18 protein-coding genes are annotated in these 20,658 nt (G+C 65.2%); 4 read left to right on the top strand and 14 right to left on the bottom strand.

Annotated features, from left to right (window positions below; all coding sequences use genetic code 11):
• Nucleotides 1-294 precede the first annotated feature (294 nt).
• The 4 genes from BVH06_RS14095 to BVH06_RS14080 form a co-directional block, all read right to left on the bottom strand.
• Entirely contained in the window at nt 295-666 is a 372-nt protein-coding gene (locus tag BVH06_RS14095) for a hypothetical protein (protein ID WP_075934445.1), read from the bottom strand.
• A gap of 25 nt (nt 667-691) precedes the next feature.
• Nucleotides 692-1,501 carry a putative RNA methyltransferase gene (locus tag BVH06_RS14090; RefSeq protein ID WP_075934444.1) on the bottom strand — a complete coding sequence of 270 codons (810 nt, stop codon included), beginning with the start codon at nt 1,499-1,501 and terminating at the stop codon, nt 692-694.
• The gene (gene dapE / locus BVH06_RS14085) at nt 1,501-2,643 is read right to left on the bottom strand and encodes a succinyl-diaminopimelate desuccinylase (RefSeq protein ID WP_075929895.1); all 1,143 of its coding nucleotides are present in this window, start codon (nt 2,641-2,643) and stop codon (nt 1,501-1,503) included. Before dapE ends, BVH06_RS14090 begins: the two co-directional genes overlap by 1 nt.
• A gap of 183 nt (nt 2,644-2,826) precedes the next feature.
• On the bottom strand, nt 2,827-5,436 hold the full coding sequence (locus BVH06_RS14080; protein ID WP_075929896.1) for a glycosyltransferase: 2,610 nt from the start codon (nt 5,434-5,436) through the stop codon (nt 2,827-2,829).
• 219 nt (nt 5,437-5,655) lie between these two features.
• Here BVH06_RS14080 and tcdA point away from each other — a divergent pair, with 219 nt between their 5' ends.
• Complete coding sequence (tcdA, locus tag BVH06_RS14075) at nt 5,656-6,468, top strand: tRNA cyclic N6-threonylcarbamoyladenosine(37) synthase TcdA (RefSeq protein ID WP_075934443.1); 813 nt, start codon at nt 5,656-5,658, stop codon at nt 6,466-6,468.
• Here the strand turns inward: tcdA and BVH06_RS14070 are convergent.
• The 4 genes from BVH06_RS14070 to BVH06_RS14055 form a co-directional block, all read right to left on the bottom strand.
• On the bottom strand, nt 6,465-6,869 hold the full coding sequence (locus BVH06_RS14070) for a SufE family protein (protein WP_075934442.1): 405 nt from the start codon (nt 6,867-6,869) through the stop codon (nt 6,465-6,467). The genes tcdA and BVH06_RS14070 overlap by 4 nt on opposite strands.
• Nucleotides 6,866-8,071 (bottom strand): aminotransferase class V-fold PLP-dependent enzyme, encoded by a 1,206-nt coding sequence (locus tag BVH06_RS14065; RefSeq protein ID WP_075934441.1) that lies wholly within the window; start codon nt 8,069-8,071, stop codon nt 6,866-6,868. The genes BVH06_RS14070 and BVH06_RS14065 overlap by 4 nt, the downstream gene beginning before the upstream one ends.
• Before the next feature lie 91 nt (nt 8,072-8,162).
• On the bottom strand, nt 8,163-9,197 hold the full coding sequence (gene dapD / locus BVH06_RS14060) for a 2,3,4,5-tetrahydropyridine-2,6-dicarboxylate N-succinyltransferase (protein WP_075934440.1): 1,035 nt from the start codon (nt 9,195-9,197) through the stop codon (nt 8,163-8,165).
• A 39-nt stretch (nt 9,198-9,236) separates the two neighbouring features.
• Nucleotides 9,237-9,584: an ArsC family reductase gene (locus tag BVH06_RS14055; protein WP_075929901.1), complete on the bottom strand. Its 348-nt coding sequence runs from the start codon at nt 9,582-9,584 to the stop codon at nt 9,237-9,239.
• A 173-nt stretch (nt 9,585-9,757) separates the two neighbouring features.
• Between BVH06_RS14055 and BVH06_RS14050 the strand changes: the two genes are divergently transcribed.
• A complete protein-coding gene (locus BVH06_RS14050) occupies nt 9,758-11,398 on the top strand; it encodes a Na+/H+ antiporter (RefSeq protein ID WP_075934439.1) in 1,641 nt (546 codons plus the stop codon).
• Between the two features lie 250 nt (nt 11,399-11,648).
• On the opposite strand, the gene BVH06_RS14045 is transcribed toward BVH06_RS14050, so the two are convergent.
• The 6 genes from BVH06_RS14045 to leuS all read right to left on the bottom strand — a co-directional run bounded on the left by BVH06_RS14045 (nt 11,649) and on the right by leuS (nt 19,176).
• A complete protein-coding gene (locus BVH06_RS14045) occupies nt 11,649-12,800 on the bottom strand; it encodes an acyl-CoA dehydrogenase family protein (protein WP_075934438.1) in 1,152 nt (383 codons plus the stop codon).
• 160 nt (nt 12,801-12,960) lie between these two features.
• Entirely contained in the window at nt 12,961-14,253 is a 1,293-nt protein-coding gene (locus BVH06_RS14040; protein WP_075934682.1) for a lytic murein transglycosylase, read from the bottom strand.
• A gap of 71 nt (nt 14,254-14,324) precedes the next feature.
• Nucleotides 14,325-14,477 carry an alternative ribosome rescue factor ArfA gene (gene arfA / locus BVH06_RS14035; RefSeq protein ID WP_075929904.1) on the bottom strand — a complete coding sequence of 51 codons (153 nt, stop codon included), beginning with the start codon at nt 14,475-14,477 and terminating at the stop codon, nt 14,325-14,327.
• Between the two features lie 312 nt (nt 14,478-14,789).
• Nucleotides 14,790-15,824: a DNA polymerase III subunit delta gene (gene holA / locus BVH06_RS14030; protein ID WP_075929905.1), complete on the bottom strand. Its 1,035-nt coding sequence runs from the start codon at nt 15,822-15,824 to the stop codon at nt 14,790-14,792.
• Nucleotides 15,825-15,866: 42 nt separating this feature from the next.
• On the bottom strand, nt 15,867-16,472 hold the full coding sequence (lptE, locus tag BVH06_RS14025) for an LPS assembly lipoprotein LptE (RefSeq protein ID WP_075929906.1): 606 nt from the start codon (nt 16,470-16,472) through the stop codon (nt 15,867-15,869).
• Nucleotides 16,473-16,569: 97 nt separating this feature from the next.
• The gene (gene leuS, locus BVH06_RS14020; RefSeq protein WP_075934437.1) at nt 16,570-19,176 is read right to left on the bottom strand and encodes a leucine--tRNA ligase; all 2,607 of its coding nucleotides are present in this window, start codon (nt 19,174-19,176) and stop codon (nt 16,570-16,572) included.
• Nucleotides 19,177-19,354: 178 nt separating this feature from the next.
• Here leuS and BVH06_RS14015 point away from each other — a divergent pair, with 178 nt between their 5' ends.
• Together BVH06_RS14015 and BVH06_RS14010 are read left to right on the top strand one after the other, a co-directional pair.
• Complete coding sequence (locus BVH06_RS14015; RefSeq protein ID WP_139315642.1) at nt 19,355-19,663, top strand: hypothetical protein; 309 nt, start codon at nt 19,355-19,357, stop codon at nt 19,661-19,663.
• 79 nt (nt 19,664-19,742) lie between these two features.
• The gene (locus BVH06_RS14010; RefSeq protein WP_075934436.1) at nt 19,743-20,507 is read left to right on the top strand and encodes a YdcF family protein; all 765 of its coding nucleotides are present in this window, start codon (nt 19,743-19,745) and stop codon (nt 20,505-20,507) included.
• Nucleotides 20,508-20,658: the final 151 nt, after the last annotated feature.

Raw genomic sequence — 20,658 nt, 5'->3', positions numbered from 1 at the left:
GGCTCAAGCGAACAGAAGCCCTGACCATCCTGGCCCGTAAACTCGCTCGTATCGCCTTTGCGCTGATGCAGAAGCAGGTCGATTACAACCCCGAAAAAGGGGGATCCTTGACATAGAATCTCCCACAATGGATCGGATAACGGCCGCTACCGCCACTTAGCCGCCAAAGTCGCCGAACCTGGTCTTAAAGATTATGGACAGGTTCTTAGGGGAGCGCGCGTAGCTGAGAGAATACAAGCGCCCGGTATTGGCAGGCGGTACCGGCGGCGCCATGAGCGCTGGTAGCGTCGGTTATCAGCCCGTGCGCCAGGTAATTTCCTGCACGCCATCGGCGCTGATGCGCAGCCATTGGTCGGCCTGCTCATCGCTCTCGTTCTCGTCCCAGCTGCCGGGGGCGCAACGGACCTCCACGCCCAGAGCCGTATAGGCTGCCTGGGCGCAGGCGAGGTCGTCTTCCCACGGAGTGGCATCGCTTTCCAAGTACAGGCTGTGCCATTTGCCTACGGCCTTGGGCAGCCAGGTCACCGGAATGTCGCCGGCGCGGCACTGGAACGTCTGGCCTTTCTGCTGCCAGTCCGAGCAGGGGCCCAGTGCCTGGGTCAGCCAGGCGGCCACGGCCTGGTGCTCGGCGTCCTTCAGGTAGATTTCGATATCCGGTTGGCGCATGTGGGTTCTCATCTGGTCGGGGCGTTCAGGACGCGTCTCGCTCGATCCAATCGTAGCGGATGGCGACGCTCACTTCGAAGCGTTTGGCGATCACCGCTGCGCGGCGCTCGGCACTGGCGCGCCAGCCGTGGGGCGTCATCGCCAGCAGGTCGGCGCGGGCTTGCTCGTTCTCGAGCGGCAGCCGAAAACTCAGGGTTTCGCTGTGTGCCAGGTGCATGCCAGGCGGGATCAGTTCGAGGTGCTTGCAGTCATCGTAGTCGCGCACTTCGTCATAGAGCTTCTGGCGCAGCTCCATCAGGTGCTCGCGAGTCGGGCCCATGCGCAGCAGGCCACCGCCGGGAGCGAGCAGGCGCTTGGCCTCCTGCCAGTCAAGTGGGCTGAATACGCTGGCCAACAGCCCGCAGCTGGCATCGGCCAGGGGCACGCGGGCCATGCTGGCGATCAACCAGTTCAACTGCGGGGCGCGCTTGCAGGCTCGCTTGACCGCCTCGCGGGAAATATCCAGCGCATAGCCGTCGGCATCCGGCAGGGCATCGGCGATCTGCGCGGTGTAGTAGCCCTCGCCGCAACCGATATCCAGCCAGCGCTGTGGCTGATAGCCAGCGGCCAGGGCTGCCAGGCGCTCGGCCAGCGGCGCATAGTGGCCGGCGCTCAGGAAGCGGCGACGGGCCTCGACCATGGCGGCGTTGTCGCCCGGGTCGCGGCTGTTCTTGTGCTGCACCGGCAGCAGGTTCAGGTAGCCCTGGCGTGCGCGATCGAAACGGTGGTTGGCCGGGCAGGCCACGCCATTGTCGACGGCGGTCAGTGGCGCCTGGCAGATCGGGCAGGCGAGCATCAGGCGAGCAGCTTGACCAGGGTCTGGTAGTAGATCTCGGTGAGCACCTCGAGATCGCTGGCCAGCACGCGTTCGTTGACCTGGTGGATGGTCGCGTTGACCGGGCCGAGCTCGACCACCTGGGTGCCCAGGGTGGCGATGAAGCGGCCGTCGGAGGTGCCGCCGCTGGTGCTCGGCGTGGTTTCACGGCCGGTCACGTTGCGAATGCTGGTGCTGACCGCATCGAGCAGCGCGCCCGGCTCGGTGAGGAATGGCAGGCCCGACAGCGCCCAGTCGATGTGGTAGTCCAGGCCGTGCTTGTCGAAGATGGCATTGACCCGCTGTTGCAGGCCTTCGACCGTCGATTCGGTGGAGAAGCGGAAGTTGAAGATGGCCGTCAGCTCGCCGGGAATTACGTTGGTGGCACCGGTACCCGAGTTGAGGTTGGAGACCTGGAAGCTGGTTGGCGGGAAGAAGGCGTTGCCGTCGTCCCAATGCTCGGCCGCCAGCTCGGCGAGGGCCGGCGCGGCCAGGTGGATCGGGTTCTTCGCCAGGTGCGGGTAGGCCACGTGGCCCTGGACGCCGCGTACGGTCAGGGTAGCGCCCAGGGAGCCGCGGCGACCGTTCTTCACCACGTCACCGACCAGGGTGGTGCTCGACGGCTCGCCGACGATGCACCAGTCCAGCCGCTCGTTGCGCGCGGCCAGGCGTTCGACCACCGCCTTGGTGCCGTGGTGGGCCGGGCCTTCTTCGTCGCTGGTGATCAGGAAGGCGATGCGCCCCTTGTGGTTCGGGTACTCGGCGACGAAGCGCTCGACGGCGATGATCATCGACGCCAGGCTGCCTTTCATGTCCGCGGCGCCGCGGCCGCAAAGCATGCCCTGCTCGTCGATCAGGGCGTCGAACGGACCGTGCTGCCAGGCCTGTACCGGGCCGGTCGGCACCACGTCGGTATGGCCGGCGAAGCACAGCACCGGGCCCTCTTCATTGCCGTGGCTGGCCCAGAAGTTGTCCACGTCTTCGATACGCATCGCCTCGACGGCGAAGCCCAGCGCCGCCAGACGGCGCATCATCAGCTCCTGGCAGCCCTCGTCCAGCGGGGTGACCGAAGGGCGGCGGATCAGGTCGCAGGCGAGTTCGAGGGTGGGGGACAGGGCCGTCATGGGAGCTCCGGTAAAACAGTGCAGGGCGAGAAGGGCGCATAGCTTAAAGCAAAACGCCCGGGGCTCGTAGGCGTAAGGACGGTCGGGCTGCGGCGCAGCCAGCATCGACGTCGGTGCAAGGCGTCTCGACACCTAGAAAAACGGCGGCCAATGGCCGCCGTTTTCAGGTCGCGTTGCCGCGGATCAGGCTTTCTGCGCCTCGTTCTCGGCGTCGTCCTGTACCACCGGAATTTCCAGCGGCTTGGGCTGCGAGGAGAGCAGCGCCATGATCAGGGCGGCCAGATAGGGCAGCGACTGCACCAGCAGCATGATCACCCAGAACTTCACGTCGTAGCTGGGCAGGCCTTGCACGATGCCGATACCCAGGGCAGCGCCCCACAGCAGCAGCATGACGAACACCTCTTCGCGAGCCTCTGCCAGTGCGACCATCAGGCCATGGCTGGAGCGCATCTTCGGGGTGCGGAAGAACGGGATAGTTTTGGTGAACATGCCGTAGAGCACCGCCTTGGCGATGGTGTGCGATAGCGCCAGCCCGGCCACCGCCGCGCAGAAGGCATCCTTGAGGTTGACGCCCACCGCCCGCTGGTAGAGGAAGATGATCTTGCCGACCTTGAACAGGAACAGCGCCAGGGGCGGAATCGCGAAGATCAGCAGTGGCGGGTCGACCCGTTGCGGCACGATGATCATCGCTGCCGACCACAGCAGCGCACCGGCGGTGAAGAAGATGTTCAGGCCGTCGGCGACCCACGGCAGCCAGCCGGCGATGAAGTGATAACGCTGGCCGCGCTTGAGCTCGCTGTCCTTGCCGGCCAGCAGCTGACGGGCGTGGCCCTTCATGATCTGGATGGCGCCGTAGGCCCAGCGGAAGCGCTGCTTCTTGTAGTCGATGAAGGTATCGGGCATCAGGCCCTTGCCGAAGCTGTCGTGGGCGTAGGCGGCCGAATAACCTTTCTCGAACACCCGCAGGCCCAGCTCGGCATCCTCGCAGATGGTCCAGTCGGCCCACTTCAGCTCGTCCATCACGGTACGGCGGATCATGGTCATGGTGCCGTGCTGGATGATCGCGTTGCGGTCGTTGCGGGTCACCATGCCGATGTGGAAGAAGCCCTTGTACTCGGCGTAGCAGAGTTTCTTGAAGGTGCTTTCCTCGCCGTCGCGGTAGTCCTGCGGCGACTGCACCACGGCGATCGACGGGTCGGCGAAGTGCGGCACCATGTGCTTGAGCCAGTTGCGATCGACGCAGTAGTCGGAGTCGATCACCGCCACCACTTCGGCGTCCGGCGCGGTGTGCGGCAGGATGTAGTTCAGCGCGCCGCCCTTGAAGCCGTGCAGCGGAGCGACGTGGAAGAAGCGGAAGCGCGGGCCGAGTTCTTCGCAATAGTCACGCACCGGCTCCCACACCGCCGGGTCCTTGGTGTTGTTGTCGATGATCAGGACTTCGAAGTCCGGGTAATCGAGGTCGGCCAGGGCGTCGAGGGTCTGTTTGACCATTTCCGGCGGCTCGTTGTAGCACGGCACGTGGATCGACACCTTGGGCCGGTAATGGCTGTCGCCGACCACCGGCGTGAATGGCCGGCGGCGTTGCGTCCACACCGTCTCGGCCAACTCGTGGGCCTCGGTGAGCAGCACGATGAACACGCCGATGGCGCCGATGCCGAGCAGCACGCCGACCAGAGTGCTGAACCAGGTGCTGTATTGCTGGCTGTAGTCGTAGCCGATCCACACCAGCGCTGACCCACCGGCGAACGCCACGAAGGTCAGGAAGGTGCGGCCGCGCTGGCGCAGGGCACTGCCGTCGATCAGCATCAGGGCCAGCGACAGCAGCGCCATGACCACCGAGGCGACGGCCAGCATGCGCCATTTCGGAATGGCGACTACCGGGCCTTCGAAGTTGAATTTCGGCTGTCGGTCGAGGTTGTAGACGCCCCAGTAGGCGCCCACCGAACCTTCGTCGCCGGCCTTCCATGGCTGGTCGAAGGCTTCGATGACGAAGTAGTTGTAGCCCTGGGCGTTCAATGTGGTGACCAGGGTGCGCAGGTAGATGGCCTGGTCGGCCTGGGTCGCCTCGGCGCCGCCGCGCACCCGGCCATTGCTCGGCCAGCCCACTTCGGACAGCAGCAGGGGCTTTTTCGGGAACAGTTTCTTCAGGTCACGGGCGCGGTCCAGGGTGAACTGGGTGGAGTCCTTCATGGGAATGAATTCCCAGTAGGGCAGCACGTGGGCGGCGATCAGGTCCGCGTGGTCGGCCAGCTCCGGGAATTCGTCCCAGATGTGCCACTGCTCGGAGGTGGTGACCGGCACCTTGACCGCCGAACGCACGCGGTCCATGTAGGCGGTCAACTGCTTGACGGTGACTTCGCGGCGGAACAGCGCCTCGTTGCCCACCACCACGCGAACCACGCTGCGCGAGTTGTTGGCGATTTCGATGGCCTTGGTGATTTCCCGTTCGTTGCGCTCCTCGTCCGGGCTGATCCACACGCCCAGGGTCACGCGCAGGCCGAACTCCTCGGCGAGGGCGGGGATCTTGTCGAGGTCACCGTCCACCGAATAGGTGCGGATGCTGTCGGTTTGCTTGGACAGCAACTCGAGGTCCTCGCGCATCTCCTGATCGCTCGGGTAGACGCCAGTTTGCGGGCTCTGCCCCTGCCGGAACGGCGAGAACGAGTAGCCGGAGATCTGTTCCGGCCAGTCCGGGGCCGTGACCGGGCGGTTGTAGAGCGCCCAGATACCGGTGAACAGGGCGGCAATAGCCAGGAAAACAACTAGATTGAGACCGAACTTGCGCGAAAGCATGCTGTGTAAGGTTCCGAAGGGTGGAACGGGGAGAAGACCGGCGAACGCCGGCTGGCGCGCATGCTACTCCGTCGATGAATGACTGTATAGCACAGCTCCGGGGAGCTGCCCGGTGATGTTCGAACGCTGTGCACTGGCGCTCTGCAGGTACCGGCCCGATGGTGCTTGGGAAGCGCTGCCAGCCTTTCTATAATGCGCGCCCTGAAAAGAGGAGCCCCCATGTCGTTCGATGAACAGCGTTTCGCCGGCATCGCCCGGTTGTATGGCCGCGAAGGTGCAGAACGGCTGGCCGCCGCCCACGTGGCCGTGGTCGGTATCGGCGGCGTCGGTTCGTGGGCGGCCGAAGCGCTGGTGCGCTCCGGGGTGGGCGAGATTTCCCTGTTCGATCTGGACGACGTCTGCGTCAGTAACACCAATCGCCAGGCCCATGCCCTGCAAGGGCAGGTCGGGCGTGCCAAGGTCGAGGTGATGGGCGAGCGCTTGCGAGCCATCAACCCCGCGTGCGTGGTGCACGAGGTGGCCGATTTCGTGACCCGCGAGACCATGGCCGAGTACATCACGGTGGAGCTCGATGGCGTGGTCGACTGCATCGACAGCGTGGCGGCCAAGGCGGCGCTGATCGCCTGGTGCAAGCGCCGCAAGATCGCCCTGGTGACCACCGGTGGCGCCGGCGGGCAGATCGACCCGGCCCAGGTGCAGGTCGCCGACCTCAACAAGACCTTCAACGATCCCCTGGCCGCCAAGGTGCGCTCGACCCTGCGCCGCGACTACGGCTTCTCGCGCACGCCGGGGCGCACCTACAGCGTGCCCTGCGTGTTCTCCACCGAGCAGCTGCGCTACCCTGGCGAGGACGGCGGTGTGTGCCAGAGCAAGGCATTCGTCGGTGAGGGCGTGAAGCTCGACTGCGCCGGCGGCTTCGGCGCGGTGATGATGGTGACGGCGACCTTCGGCATGGTCGCCGCCGCGCGTATCGTCGACAAGCTGGTGGCCGGTGCGCGCCGCCCCAGCGAGCGTGTGGCCGCGAAGGTTTAAGCCGCGTCGATCAGCCGGCGCATCTGTTGCACCACGGCGTTCATGCCGCTGGCCCGTGAGGGCGACAGCTGACGGGACAGGCCGAGCTGGGCGAACCAGTCGGCGATGTTCAGCCCGGCCAGCTCGCCTGCAGGCAATCCGTTGACCCGGGCCAGCAGTACGGCCAGCAGGCCGCGTATCAGGCGCGCATCGCTACTGGCGCGAAAGTGCCAACGGTCGTGCTGTCGTTCACCGCTCAGCCAGACCTGGCTTTCACAGCCGTGTACGCGATCCGCTTCATGCCTTTCGGCGAGCGGCTCCAGGCGTTCGCCCCATTGCATCAGCAGGCGCGCGCGCTGTTCCCAGCCGGGGCAGGCGGTAAAGGCGTCGAGTGCTTCTTGCGCGGTGGTCGGCAGGGTCATCGCAACAACTCCAGGGCTTTGTCCAGGGCGGCGAACAAGCGCTGCAGGTCGGCCTCGTCGTTGTAAAGGCCGAGGGATACGCGAATCGCACCGTTTACGCCCAGGCGCTGTAGCAGCGGCATGGCGCAGTGATGACCGACCCGCACGGCGATGCCTTGCTCGGTGAGCAGGTGGGCGAGGTCGCCGCTGTGGATGCCATCGACGGTGAAACAGGCCAGCGCCGTGTGCGGCTCGCCGAGTAGACGCAGCCCTGGATAACGCTGCAGGCCGGCGAGCAGCAGGTGATGCAGCGCCGCTTCGTGGCGGCTGACCGCGTCGGCGTCGAGACGTTCGAGGTAGTCCAGGGCCGCGCCAAGGGCAATCACCCCGGATACCGCCGGCGTACCGGCTTCCAGGCCGAGCGGGGCGGGGCGGAAGGTCGCGGCGTGATAATCCGCCTGCTGGACCATCTCACCGCCGAACTGCCAGTGGTTCAGGCGCTGCAGCGCGTCGCGCCGGCCGTAGAGCAGGCCGACGCCATCGGGCCCATACAGCTTGTGGCTGGAGCACACGTAGAAGTCGCAGCCCAGCGCCTGCACGTCCTGGCGGCGATGCACCACGGCCTGGGCGCCGTCCACCACGGTCAGGGCGCCGTATTCCTGCGACTGGCGAATCAGCGGCTGCACGTCCTGCCAGCGCCCCAGCACGTTGGACAACTGACTGAGAGCGAGCAGGCGGGTACGTGGGCCGATCAGCGCGGTGGCCTCCTGCGGGTCGATATCGCCAGCGGGAGTGAGCGGCAGTATCACAAGCTTGAGGGATTTGCGCCCGGCCAGTTGCTGCCAGGGCAGCAGGTTGGCGTGGTGTTCGGCGGCGCTGACGACGATCTCGTCGCCGGCCATGAATATCGATTCCAGCCCATAGGCGAGCAGGTTGAGCGATTCGGTGGCGCCGCGGGTAAAGACGATCTCGTCGCGGCTGGCCGCATTCAGCCAGCGGGCTGCCTTGTCGCGGGTCGCCTCGAACGCGCGGGTGGCACGTTCACCCGGCAGGTGCTGGGCACGATGCACGTTGGCAGCGCCGCCAGCGTAGTAGGCCAGCAGGGCATCGAGTACGGCCTGCGGCTTTTGCGCGGTCGCGGCGCTATCGAGGTAGGTCTGGCCGTCGGCGTCGAAGGCCCCGAGGCCGGGGAAGTCGGCGCGCCAGGGGGAAATCAGGGTCATCCGGATCTCGTCACGCTGGATGTGAAAACGGGCTGTGCCCACGAAGACGTCAGTCTATCGCGCGCACAGCCCGTTCGGGCGAAGCCAGGGCTCAGTTGTGAGCGTGCAGGGCTTCGTTCAGCTCGATGGCCGACTTGTTGGTCTTGCACTCGACCGCGCCGCTCTGGGAGTTACGACGGAACAGCAGGTCAGCCTGACCAGCCAGATCACGACCCTTGACCACCTTGACCAGGTTGTTCTGGTCGTCGAGCAGGGCGATCTTGGTGCCGGCGGTGACGTACAGGCCGGCTTCGACGATGTTGCGGTCACCCAGCGGGATGCCGATACCGGCGTTGGCGCCGATCAGGCAGCCTTCGCCCACGGAGATGACGATGTTGCCGCCACCGGACAGGGTGCCCATGGTCGAGCAGCCGCCGCCCAGATCCGAACCCTTGCCGACGAACACGCCGGCGGACACGCGACCTTCGATCATGCCCGGGCCGGCGGTACCGGCGTTGAAGTTGACGAAGCCTTCGTGCATCACGGTGGTGCCTTCGCCGATGTAGGCGCCCAGACGAACCCGTGCGCTGTCAGCGATACGCACGCCGCTCGGCACCACGTAGTCGGTCATTTTCGGGAACTTGTCCACCGAGAACACTTCCAGCAGGTCGCCCTTGAGGCGAGCTTCCAGTTGGCGCTCCGGCAGCTCGGCCAGGTCGACCGCACCCTGGCTGGTCCAGGCGACGTTGGGCAGCAGCGGGAAGATGCCGGTCAGGTTCAGGCCGTGTGGCTTGACCAGGCGGTGGGACAGCAGGTGCAGCTTGAGGTAGGCCTCGGGCGTGCTGGTCAGGGCGGCGTCTTCGGACAGCAGGGTAGCGACCAGCGGCTTGGCGCTTTCGGCCAGGCGGGTCAGCAATGCTGCTTGCACGCTGTCGACGCCTTTCAGGGCGCTGGCTAGCTCACCGGCTTGCTGGTTGGTCAGGGCGATGGCCTGGTTGCCGCCGCTGTAGCCGAGTTTCTCGGTGACCTTGGCGACCAGCTCGGCGCTCGGGTTGAGCAGTGGCTGGGCGTAGAACACTTCCAGCCAGGCGCTTTGACGGTTTTGGGTGCCGACCCCGAAGGCCAGGCTGAACAGAGTATTGGACATGAGCTTTTCCTTGCAGCGAATTCGATTGGGGAGGCGATATCAGGCCAGTTCGGCGGCGTAACGCTCGGGTTTGAAACCGACCAGGGTGCGGGTGCCAAGGTCCAGCACCGGGCGCTTGATCATCGACGGTTGGGCCAGCATCAGGTCGATGGCCCTGGCCTGGTCGAGATCGCTTTTCTGCGCGTCGTCGAGCTTGCGGAAGGTGGTGCCGGCACGATTGAGGATGGTTTCCCAGCCGTGTTCGTCGCACCATTTCTGCAGGTTGCCGCGGTCGATGCCGGCGGTCTTGTAATCGTGGAACTGGTAAGTGGCACCACGCTCGTCGAGCCAGGTGCGGGCCTTCTTCATGGTGTCGCAGGCCTTGATGCCATAAAGCACGTAACTCATTGGTCTACCTCTGGAGGACTCCACTCGTCGAGTCCCCGTTGCTACTTGTGAATACCGAGGCCGCCGATTATGCCACGTCGATTCGGCTTGCGGCGCATCCGCCTGCACGCTGCTGGCGTTAGAATGCACCGGCCCTCGCCAGGCGGCCGTCATCGCAAAGGATCTCTCCCCTCATGCAGCTTCTCTACACCATCCTGATCATGTTGCTGGTGGTCAGTGGCACCCGTATCAGTGCGCAGTTCATTCCCTTGCCGCTGCCCATTCTGCAGATCCTCATCGGCGCTTTGCTGGCGGTGCCGGCGCTGGGCCTGCACGTACGCCTCGACCCCGAGCTGTTCCTGCTGCTGTTCATCCCGCCGCTGCTGTTCGTCGATGGCTGGCGCATGCCCAAGGGGCAGTTTCGCAAGCTGCGCACACCGATCCTGTTCCTGGCCTTCGCCCTGGTGTTCGTGACCATTCTGGGCGCTGGATATTTCATTCACTGGTTGCTGCCCCAGGTTCCCCTGGCAGCCTGCTTCGCCCTGGCGGCGGTGCTGTCTCCAACCGATGCGGTGGCGGTATCGGCGATCGCCCATGGGCGTCTGCCCAACACGTTGAACAATCTGCTGCAAGGCGAGGCGTTGATGAACGATGCCTCCGGCCTGGTGGCATTTAAGTTCGCCGTGGCGGCCACCCTGACCGGGGTGTTCTCGTTCACCGATGCCAGCCTACAGTTCGTGCTGGTAGCCGCTGGCGGCCTGCTGATCGGCATGGCGCTGAGTTACCTGCTCGGTCGTCTGCGCGCCTGGATGATCGCCCGTGGCTGGGAGGAGCCGGCGCCCCATGTGCTGCTCATGCTGCTGCTGCCTTTCGCCGCCTACGTGGCTGCCGAGCACCTGGGGCTGTCGGGCATTCTCTCGGCGGTGGCGGCCGGCATGATGCAGAGCCGCCTCGACCTGCTGCCGCGGCAAACCACCACGCGGCTGCTCAACCGCGGCGTGTGGGCGATGCTCGAGTTCACCTTCAATGGCCTGATCTTCCTGCTGCTGGGCCTGCAATTGCCGGACATCATCAAGGCGGTGATCGGTGAGCACGCCGATACCTGGCACCTGTTGCTGCCGGCGCTAGGATACGTGCTGGCCGTGTATGCGGTGCTGATGGCGCTGCGCTTTACCTGGGTTTACTGCTATTGGCGGACCTCGGGCATGCTGCGCCGTTGGCGCGGCAAGTCGACCCGCTTTGCCGGGCAATCGCGCATCGCCCTGACCGCCGTACTGACCGTCGGTGGTGTGCGCGGTGCGGTGACCCTGGCGGGCGTGATGTCGCTGCCGCTGTTGCTCAACAGCGGCGAGGCCTTTCCCGAGCGGGACCTGCTGATCCTGATCGCGGCCGGGGTGATTCTGGTGTCGCTTCTGGTGGCCAGCGTGGTGCTGCCCCGACTGCTGCCGCTGTTGCCTCAGGACAACGTCGCGCGGCAGGAGGCGGAACTCAACCAGCACCGCGCCCAGGTGCTGCAGGCGGCGATCCGCTGCCTGGAAGCCGATGACGAAAAGGCCGCCGATACCGACAGCGCCATCGCCACGGCAGAGATCCGCGCCAAGCTGATGAGCGAGTACCGCGACCTGCTCGAACGCACCCGCACCCGCCGTGCCGAGGAGTCGCGCGAGTACCAGCGCCAGGCCGACCAGCTGGAATATCGCATGCGCCTGCACGCCTTGCGCACCCAGCGCCTGGAGCTCTACCGGATGCGCAAGGAAAACCAGCTGGACGACGACATGCTGGCAGAGATCCTCCGCGATCTGGATAACGCGGAGGCGCGGTTACTCAAGGGCTAGGGGCGTGCTTAGAAACCGTTCATGATCTTGCCCAGGTTCGTCGATTTCGGCGGCAAAGTGGCGGGAGCGGCCGTTATCCGATCCATTGTGGGAGCCGCGACCTCGCGGCGAATCGCTCAGGCACCGCCGAAATAGGCAGTCAGGCTGCAATCGTTTCGCCCCGAGGTCGGGGCTCCCACAGGTTGGTTTGAGTGTCTGCTTCTGCCTTGTAGTTGCCGCTTCATGCGCAGATAAGACTTTGAACAGGTTCTTATAGCGCGTAGTGCTTGAGCTCACGGGCGATCAGCAGGCGCTGGATTTCGCTGGCGCCTTCGTAGATCTGGGTGATGCGCGCATCACGGTAGTAACGCTGCACCGGGAAATCTTCCAGATAGCCATAGCCGCCGTGCACCTGCAGCGCCTTGGAGCACACCCGCTCGGCCATTTCCGAGGCGAACAGCTTGGCCTGGGAGGCTTCCGACAGGCATGGCTGGCCGGCGCTGCGCAGGCGCGCGGCATGCAGGGTCAGAAGCCGGGCGGCGTTGATCTGGGTGTGCATGTCGGCCAGCAGGTTGGCGATGCTCTGGTGTTCGCCGATCGGCTTGTCGAACTGCACCCGTTCGCGGGAGTAGAGCAGGGCGGCTTCGAAGGCAGCGCGGGCGATACCGACCGCCTGGGCGGCGATGCCGATGCGCCCGCCTTCGAGATTGGACAGGGCGATGCTCAGGCCCTTGCCGCGCTCGCCCAGCAGGTTGGCGGCAGGAATGCTGCAGTCGTCCAGAGTGATGGCGCAGGTGTCCGAGGCGCGGATGCCCATCTTGTGCTCGCTGCACTCGATGCGAAAGCCCGGCGTGTTGGTGGGCACCAGAAAGGCCGAGAGGCCCTGCTTGCCGAGCGACGCATCGGTTACCGCGAAGACGACCGCCAGCCCGGCACGGCGGCCGTTGCTGACGAATTGCTTGGCGCCATTGAGTACCCAGCGGCCGTCACGCAGCTCGGCGCGGGTACGCAGGTTGTGGGCCTCGGAGCCGGCCTGAGGTTCGGTCAGGCAGAAGCAACCGATCACCGCGCCACTGGCCAGGCGGGCCAGCCATTCGCTCTTCTGCTCATCGCTGCCGTAATTGAGCAGCGGGCCGCAACCTACCGAGTTGTGTACGCTCATCAGGGTGCCGGTGGCGGCATCGGCGGCGGAGACTTCTTCCACGGCCAGGGCATAGGCCACGTAATCGAGATAGCTGCCGCCCCAGGTGTCCGGCACGATCATGCCCAACAGGCCCATATCGCCCATCTGGGCCACCGCGGCATCGTCGATCCAGCCAGCCTTTTCCCATTCCTGGGCGTGGGGCGCGATGGCGCGCCGGGCGAACTGCCGGGTGCAGTCGCGGATCATGCGTTGTTCTTCGTTCAGCTCGATGTCGTGCATAGCGACCTCTCTGTTGTCATTGACCCGCGCCGGATCACGGCAGGCGGGTAGCCGGGCATTTCTGGATCACAGCAAGTGCCTGGCTACAGAGTCGCCCAGGAACGGGCGATTCGCAAACGTCGAAGAAAGGCGTGGTGACGGGCGTCACCACGCGGCAGGGTCACTGCGCCTGACGCAACTGCTCGAGCAGGTCGAAATCCGGGTAGCCATCGGCTGGCCAGCCCAGGTGCAGCTGGAAGGCGCGGATGGCCTTGCGGGTGTTGGCGCCGATGATGCCGTCGGCATGCCCGGAGTCGAAGCCGCGGGCGTTCAGGCGTTCCTGTAGTTCGACACGCTCGCTGCGGCCCAACTGGCGGTCGCCCTCGGGCCAGCTGCCTTGCACGGCGTTGCCGCCGCGCAGGCTGTCGGACAGCAGGCCGATGGCCAGAGCATAGGACGTCGAGTTGTTGTAGCGCAGGATACTGCGGAAGTTGCTGAACAGCAGGAAGGCCGGCCCGCGGTGCCCGGCTGGCAGTAGCAGCGTGGCGCTGGCGTCGTCGCGAGGCGTGCTCAGCGGCTGGCCGACTGGGTGGATACCCAGCTCGCGCCACTGCGCCATGTTGCGGCGCACTTCCGGGTCGGCCAGAGCGTAGTCGAAGCCCTTCGGCAGCTGTACCTCGAAACCCCAGGGCTGGCGCAGTTGCCAGTTGGAGCTCTGCAGGTAGTGGGCGGCCGACGCCAGGGCGTCGGCGGTGGACGTCCACACGTCACGCTTGCCGTCGCCGTCGAAATCCACGGCGTGCTCGTTGTAGGTGGTGGGCATGAACTGGGTCTGGCCCATGGCGCCGGCCCAGGAACCGACCAGGCTCTCGGGGGCGATGTCGCCATGCTGGAGAATCTGCAGCACGGCCAGCAACTGACCACGCCAGAAGGCCTGACGACGGCCTTCGTAGGCCAGGGTGGCCAGCGAGCGCACCACGTTGTGGCTGCCGATATTGCTGCCGAAGTTGCTCTCCAGGCCCCAGATGGCGACCAGGGTTTCGGCATCGACGCCATAACGCTGCTCGATCTGGTTGAGCATGGCGCGATTCTGGGTCAGCAGGATGCGCCCGCGGGCGACCCGGCTCGGCGACACCGCGCCCTTGAGGTATTCCCACACCGGGCGGCTGAATTCGGGTTGGCTGCTGTCGGCCTTGACCACATCAGGGTTCGGCACCACGCCGGCGAAGGCACGGTCGAACAGGGTCGGGCTGATGCCCGCGGCGATGGCGTCGCTGCGCAGCAGGTCGCGCCATTGTTCGAAGCTCAGTTGCTCTTCGACGGGCTGGCTGGGGGCAGCGTTGCTGGCCGTAGCGTTCGGCACGCCACTTGTGGAAGCCAATGGTTGGGCAGGGGCATCGGCGCAAGCCGTGAGCAAAAGCAGGAAGCTGGCCGCAGCGGTGGCAGGCAGGCCGCGAATGAACAGGTTGGGCATGGTCATCTCAACACGTTTTGCAGGCGACCACCTTAGCACGGATGAGTGGAAATTCGGGCCGGGCGAGTTTTTCAAGCCGCCACAAATGAACAAGCCTCCCAGTTTTGCTGGGAGGCTTGGCGGTTGTAGCTGCCTTTTCCTTTGCCGGGGCGTTCCTGGCGTGAGCGGAACAGCGGCTGGGCGATGATGGATTTGGCCTTGTTGGGGCGCTTCTTCTTGCTCATGGCAGATCCTCGATCGGTGCCCGCCCGGATAGCGAGCGGCGCGAATCATGCGCCGTTGGGCAGACAATGTCCATACGCGAGGTAGGCGTTAACAGGTTGTTGAAAAACTAGCTGCGTTGCCATCGCAGCGTTAAAAACAAACTCAAAATGCTCATGTACTACTCGTACACTCCGCTTTTGACTCACTGCGTTCGCCCTGCGGGCCAGCCTTCGGCTGTTACTCCGCTGCGCTACGTTTCGCCTGTTTTGATGTTTTATGGGGCCGCCGCCGGTATTGCGCTGTCTGCCTCGCCTACGTTTTTCAACGGCCTGTTAAGCGCCGAGCTTCAGGCGTTGGCCGGCCATCATCAACACCAGGCGCGACAGGCTGGCCCAGGGATCGCCCGGCGCCTGGCCCTTGACCTGTGCATCGATCTGCTGGGCATCCATCAGCAGGGCATTCCAGCGTGCCGGCGTGTGACGCTGCAGGGCCTTGCTGACCAGCGGGCGACGCTTGTCCCAAACAGGCGGGCGGGCGGAGGCGAAGGCCTTGTCCAGCGGGATGCCCTGGCCATGCTGATAGGCGATATTGGCCAGTTGGCGTAGCTCACGGGCCAGCATCACCACGATGAACAGCGACTCCTGCCCCTCGCCGCGCAGGCCATCGAGCATACGCAGGGCGTGGGCGGCCTCGCCGTTGAGGATGGCGTCGATCAGGCCGAAGACGTCGTAGCGGGCACTGTCGGCAACGGCAGCCTGCACGGTGCCTGCATCGATCTGCTGGCCGTCGGCGAGCAGCTTGAGCTTCTCGATTTCCTGAGCGGCGGCCAGCAGATTGCCTTCGACCCGCGCGGCGATCAGGTCGACCGCATCGGCACTGGCGTTCATGCCGGCCTGGGCCAGGCGCTGGCGAATCCACTGTGGCAACTGATTGGCATCTACCGGCCAGATCTGCACGAACTGGCAGTTGGGCCCGTCGATCAGCGCCTTGGCCCACTTGGTCTTCTGGGTGCTGCCGTCGAGCTTGGGCAGGGTGATCAGCAGCAGGGTGTCTTCCGGCGGGCGGCCGAGGTATTCGAGAATCGCTGCCGCGCCCTTGTCACCTGGCTTGCCGTTGGGGATGCGCAGCTCGATGACACGTTTCTCGGCGAACAATGACAGGCTGGCGCCGGCTTCGTAGAGCATGCCCCAGTCGAAATTGGCCTCGGCATGAAACACTTCGCGCTCGGTGAATCCCTGGGCGCGGCTGGCGCTACGAATGGCGTCGGTGGCTTCCTGGCAAAGCAGGGCCTCATCGCCACATACCACGTAAACCGGGGCGAGGGTACCTTGCAGGTGTTTGCCGAGTTGGGCGGGAGCGAGTTTCATGGGGCAGAGAGCCGAGGGGCCACCTGAGTGGCCCCGTCTGGCTTAACGAGCAGGTAGTTCGATGGGCGATTGCTGCGGCTGCGCGGCTTCACGCTGACGGGCTGCTTCCAGGGCGTCGGCTTCGGCTTTCGCCTTGGCTTCGGCGGTCTGTTGCAGCTCATCCAGTTGCGCCGGGGTGATCTGCTGCAGGCGCTGGGCCAGCTGCTGAACCAGATCGCGGCGCATTTCGGTGCGCAGCTGATTGGCCTGCTGGTCGTTGCCGATCAGGTTGTTGGAGTCCTGCACGTAGTAGTTCTGCACTTCGAGCTTGTTGCTCAGCAACAGCAGATTCTTGGCGCCGCGGATCTCGTAATCCAGGCTCATGGTGCGCTCGTATTCGACGCTGCGCGCCGAGCTGGTGTAGCTGGCCGAACGCTGGCTTTCCTGCTCGCGGGCCAGGTACAGCTTGTAGGCTGCGCCCGGGAACACGCGAACGCCGTTGTTCTCCAGCACGTCCTTGACGTCACGCACGGTGTCGCCGTAGGTGTCGCGTGCGCTCACGTCGAGCTCCTTGAGGGCGAACTGCACGTCGCCGGTGCCACGCAGCTGGAAGCCGCACGCGCCGAGCAGGCCAGCCAGGCCGATTACCAACAGATTGCGCTTGATCATCTCGTATCCCCTTGTCCTGCCGGCTCCGCTGGCCGGCATGGCCGAAACTCTAGACCGGATGCCGGTCGCCAGTGGCAACCGGCCGTTCCCTGTCGCCTCAACTGGCGACGATATTGACCAGCTTGCCAGGCACCACGATGACCTTGCGGATCGTCAGCCCTTCGGTGAAACGTTGTACGTTCTCGTTGCTGCGCGCTGCGGCTTCGACGGCTTCGCGGCTGGCATCGGCCGGCACCTCGATCTGCCCGCGCAGTTTGCCGTTGACCTGAATCACCAGGGTCAGGCTGTCCTGCACCAGGGCCGACTCGTCTACCACCGGCCAGTTGGCGTCGATGATGGCTTCCTCATGGCCCAGCTCCTGCCACAGCTCGTGGCTGATGTGCGGGGTGATCGGGGCGAGCAGCAGGGCGACGGTTTCCAGGCCTTCCTGGATCAGCGCGCGCTGCTGGTCGTTGTCCTGAGGGGCTTTTTCCAGCACGTTCATCAAGGTCATCACCTGGGCGATGGCAGTGTTGAATTTGTGGTGCTGGCCAACGTCCTGGGAGGCCTGCTTGATGGCCAGGTGAATGGCGCGGCGGATTTCCTTGCCGGCGTCGTCCAGCTTGGCGATATCCAGTACGCCCGGCAGGCCCTGGCTGACATGGCCCTGGGCCAGACGCCAGACTCGGCGCAGGAAGCGGTTGGCGCCTTCGATACCGGCATCCGACCACTCGCAGCTCATGTCGGGCGGCGAAGCGAACATCATGAACAGGCGGCAGGTGTCGGCGCCGTAGGCATCGATCATCGCTTGGGGGTCGACACCGTTGTTCTTGGACTTGGACATCTTCTCGGTACCGCCGATTTCCACCGGCAGGCCGTCGCTGGCCAGTTTGGCAGCGATGACCTTGCCCTTGGCATCCCGCTCGACGGTGACGTCGGCCGGGTTGAACCAGTCCTTGCCGCCGTTATCGAGCACGCGGTAGTAAGTTTCGGCGACCACCATGCCCTGGGTCAGCAGGTTCTTGAATGGCTCGTTGGAGGTGATCAGGCCTTCGTCGCGCATCAGCTTGTGGAAGAAGCGCGCGTAGAGCAGGTGCAGGATGGCGTGTTCGATGCCGCCGATGTACTGGTCAACCGGCAGCCAGTGGTTGGCCGCCGCCGGGTCGACCATGCCGCCGGTATAGTGCGGCGAGGCGTAGCGGGCGAAGTACCAGGACGATTCCACGAAGGTGTCCATGGTGTCGGTTTCGCGCTTGGCCGGTGCGCCGCATTTCGGGCAGCTGCATTCGTAGAATTCTGGCATGCGCGCCAGCGGCGAGCCGGCACCGTCCGGTACCACGTCTTCGGGCAGCACTACCGGCAACTGGTCTTCGGGCACCGGTACGTCGCCACAGCTGTCGCAGTGGATGATCGGGATCGGGCAGCCCCAGTAGCGCTGGCGGCTGATGCCCCAGTCGCGCAGGCGGAACTGGGTGCGCGATTTGCCGAGCTCCTTGCGCAGCAGCGCCGCCTCGATGGCGTCGAACGCGCCCTCGAAGTCCAGGCCGTCGAACTCGCCGGAGTTGATCAGCTGGCCATGCTCGCCGTAGGCGTCCTGCCATTCGCTACCGACTTCATCGCCAGCACTGGTGCGCACCACGGCCTTGACCGGCAGGTGGTACTTGCGGGCGAAGGCGAAGTCGCGCTCGTCGTGGGCCGGAACCGCCATGACCGCACCGTCGCCGTAGTGCATCAGCACGTAGTTGGCGACCCACACCGGCAGCTTCTCGCCGGTCAGCGGGTGCTCGACGAACAGGGAGGACGGCAGGCCTTTCTTTTCCTGGGTGGCCATGTCGGCTTCGGCGACGCTGCCAGCCTTGCATTCGGCGATGAACGCCTGCAGCTCGGGGTTCTCCTTGGCGGCCAGAGTGGCCAGCGGGTGCTCGGCGGCCACGGCGACGTAGGTCGCGCCCATCAGGGTATCCGGGCGGGTGGTGAACACTTTCAGCGCACCGGCTTCGCCGATGGAGTCGACGTTGTAGGGGAACTGCACTTCCATGCCGCGGGACTTGCCGATCCAGTTGCGCTGCATGGTCTTGACCTGTTCCGGCCAGCCATCGAGTTCGTCCAGGCTACTCAGGAGTTCATCCGCGTAGGCGGTGATCTTGAAGTAGTACATGGGGATCTCGCGCTTCTCGATCACCGCGCCGGAACGCCAGCCACGGCCGTCGATGACCTGCTCGTTGGCCAGTACGGTCTGGTCGACCGGGTCCCAGTTGACGGTGCCGTTCTTGCGGTAGATCACGCCTTTTTCGAACAGGCGGGTGAACAGCCATTGTTCCCAGCGGTAGTAGTCCGGCTTGCAGGTGGTGACTTCACGAGACCAGTCGATGGCCAGGCCCAGGCTCTTGAGCTGGGACTTCATGTACTCGATGTTCTCGTAGGTCCACTTGGCCGGCGCCACATTGTTCTTCATGGCGGCGTTTTCCGCCGGCATGCCGAAAGCGTCCCAGCCCATGGGCTGCAGCACGTTCTTGCCCTGCATGCGCTGGTAGCGGGCGATCACGTCACCGATGGTGTAGTTGCGCACGTGCCCCATGTGTAGCTTGCCGCTCGGGTAGGGGAACATCGACAGGCAGTAGAAGGTGTCCTTGCCGGGCTGTTCGCTGACAGCAAAGGAGTTCTGCGCGTCCCAGTGGGATTGCGCGGCGGCTTCGATTTCACGTGGCTGATACTGTTCGTGCATGGCTACTTGCGCTAGGGAAAGGGGCTTTCGGGAAACGCCGTAGCATACATGACCCCCCTCGGCAGAGGGAAACGCTGATTGCGCGGCGCGCCGTCGACGGCGCCATTTGTCGTTGCGGCAAGCCGGATGCGGGGTGGCGGCTACGCTCAGTGGAAGGCGCCCTGCCTGGAGGTGTGCGATGCAAGTCCCCGTAGATACCCATAACGAGAGTGACCCCTATGGGCGGTTGCTGGAACGCCTGACCGTGGCCCTGGACGAAGCCGACAACCTGGCGCAGCTGTCCAGCCAGCCGCCTCCGGACATGGAGGTGCGCGGCCTGTCGCCCGACGAGCTGGCGCTGATTACCGCATACCTCGCCAAGGACCGCGCCTGGCTCAATGGCTGGCACGCCACGGCGGCGCGTCAATACCAGTCGGCGGTTGCGCAGCCGCCATTCGAGCGTCAGCCGGCCTTGGCCTGTCGCGAGCCCGAGTGCCACAAGTCCTGACCCTGGCCGCAGGTCGCTCCGTCCGCTTGCGCTGAAACGTCAACAGGCCCTAGGCTTCGAGCCTTTTTGGAGGTGCTCGATGCCGCTGCGCTATCTGCTCAAGCAGTTCTTCATGCCGCCCGGCGTCCTGTTGCTGCTCATCGCCCTGGGCTGGTTCCTGCGCCGGCGTTTCCCGCGGCTGGCCCTGTGCTGTTTCACACTCGGGCTGGGCGGCCTGTGGTTGATGAGCCTGCCCGTAACGGTGGAATGGATGGCCAGGGCCATCGAGCGCGAGCCGGCAATCGCCCAGCAACAGTGGAGCACCCTGGCGCAGCAGGCGGATGTCATCGTCGTGCTCGGCGGCGGGCGCGATTCGGACGACCCCGCCTGGGGCGGCGAGCAGCCCAGCGCCATGGCGCTGGAGCGCACCCGCTATGCGGCGCGGCTGGCCAAAGCCTCCGGCTTGCCGGTGCTGACCACCGGCGGCCTGCACTTCGGTCGCCCGCCCAGCGAGGCTGCGCTGATGGCCGAGGTGATGCGCGAGGATCTGGGTGTCGAGGTGCGTTGGCAGGAGGAGCGCAGCCGCACCACCTGGGAAAATGCGACCGAAACTGCTGCGCTGCTCGAGCCTGAAGGCATCCGTCGGGTTTTGCTGGTGACCCAGGCCTGGCACATGCCGCGCTCACGCTGGTGCTTCGAGCAGGCCGGTTTCGAGGTGATGACGGCGCCGGTGGGCTTTCTCGGCGTGGCCAATGGCCGGCCGATGGGGGGCTGGCTGCCGGAAGGCAAGGCCTTCTGGCAAAGCACCTTGCTGCTCAACGAGGTGATAGGCGCGCTGGCTTATCCGCTGGTTTACGGGAGGTAGCGTTAAGTGGTGGGCTAAAGCCCACCCTACGTTGTGGAGTGCGCCGCTTCTCAAGTGTGGGAACGGGCCATGCCCGTGATTTTCGCGCGCATGGACTAGGCGCCCCAGCGCGCTCCCACAGGCTGTAACGCCTATCCGGAAAAGACAAGAA

Source organism: Pseudomonas sp. PA27(2017) (assembly GCF_001945445.1).
Classification (GTDB): Bacteria; Pseudomonadota; Gammaproteobacteria; order Pseudomonadales; family Pseudomonadaceae; genus Aquipseudomonas.
This window is presented reverse-complemented; position numbering and strand designations above follow the sequence as displayed.

What these genes read in the sequence shown, in the direction of transcription:
- holA (WP_075929905.1), bottom strand. Translation starts at nt 15,824, where the DNA reads ATGAAACTCGCTCCCGCCCAACTCGGCAAACACCTGCAAGGTACCCTC.
- BVH06_RS14045 (WP_075934438.1), bottom strand. Translation starts at nt 12,800, where the DNA reads ATGCACGACATCGAGCTGAACGAAGAACAACGCATGATCCGCGACTGC.
- arfA (WP_075929904.1), bottom strand. Translation starts at nt 14,477, where the DNA reads ATGAGCAAGAAGAAGCGCCCCAACAAGGCCAAATCCATCATCGCCCAG.
- lptE (WP_075929906.1), bottom strand. Translation starts at nt 16,472, where the DNA reads ATGATCAAGCGCAATCTGTTGGTAATCGGCCTGGCTGGCCTGCTCGGC.
- leuS (WP_075934437.1), bottom strand. Translation starts at nt 19,176, where the DNA reads ATGCACGAACAGTATCAGCCACGTGAAATCGAAGCCGCCGCGCAATCC.
- BVH06_RS14095 (WP_075934445.1), bottom strand. Translation starts at nt 666, where the DNA reads ATGCGCCAACCGGATATCGAAATCTACCTGAAGGACGCCGAGCACCAG.
- BVH06_RS14055 (WP_075929901.1), bottom strand. Translation starts at nt 9,584, where the DNA reads ATGAGTTACGTGCTTTATGGCATCAAGGCCTGCGACACCATGAAGAAG.
- BVH06_RS14080 (WP_075929896.1), bottom strand. Translation starts at nt 5,436, where the DNA reads ATGCTTTCGCGCAAGTTCGGTCTCAATCTAGTTGTTTTCCTGGCTATT.
- dapD (WP_075934440.1), bottom strand. Translation starts at nt 9,197, where the DNA reads ATGTCCAATACTCTGTTCAGCCTGGCCTTCGGGGTCGGCACCCAAAAC.
- BVH06_RS14015 (WP_139315642.1), top strand. Translation starts at nt 19,355, where the DNA reads ATGCAAGTCCCCGTAGATACCCATAACGAGAGTGACCCCTATGGGCGG.
- BVH06_RS14070 (WP_075934442.1), bottom strand. Translation starts at nt 6,869, where the DNA reads ATGACCCTGCCGACCACCGCGCAAGAAGCACTCGACGCCTTTACCGCC.
- BVH06_RS14050 (WP_075934439.1), top strand. Translation starts at nt 9,758, where the DNA reads ATGCAGCTTCTCTACACCATCCTGATCATGTTGCTGGTGGTCAGTGGC.
- BVH06_RS14010 (WP_075934436.1), top strand. Translation starts at nt 19,743, where the DNA reads ATGCCGCTGCGCTATCTGCTCAAGCAGTTCTTCATGCCGCCCGGCGTC.
- BVH06_RS14090 (WP_075934444.1), bottom strand. Translation starts at nt 1,501, where the DNA reads ATGCTCGCCTGCCCGATCTGCCAGGCGCCACTGACCGCCGTCGACAAT.
- dapE (WP_075929895.1), bottom strand. Translation starts at nt 2,643, where the DNA reads ATGACGGCCCTGTCCCCCACCCTCGAACTCGCCTGCGACCTGATCCGC.
- BVH06_RS14040 (WP_075934682.1), bottom strand. Translation starts at nt 14,253, where the DNA reads ATGCCCAACCTGTTCATTCGCGGCCTGCCTGCCACCGCTGCGGCCAGC.
- tcdA (WP_075934443.1), top strand. Translation starts at nt 5,656, where the DNA reads ATGTCGTTCGATGAACAGCGTTTCGCCGGCATCGCCCGGTTGTATGGC.
- BVH06_RS14065 (WP_075934441.1), bottom strand. Translation starts at nt 8,071, where the DNA reads ATGACCCTGATTTCCCCCTGGCGCGCCGACTTCCCCGGCCTCGGGGCC.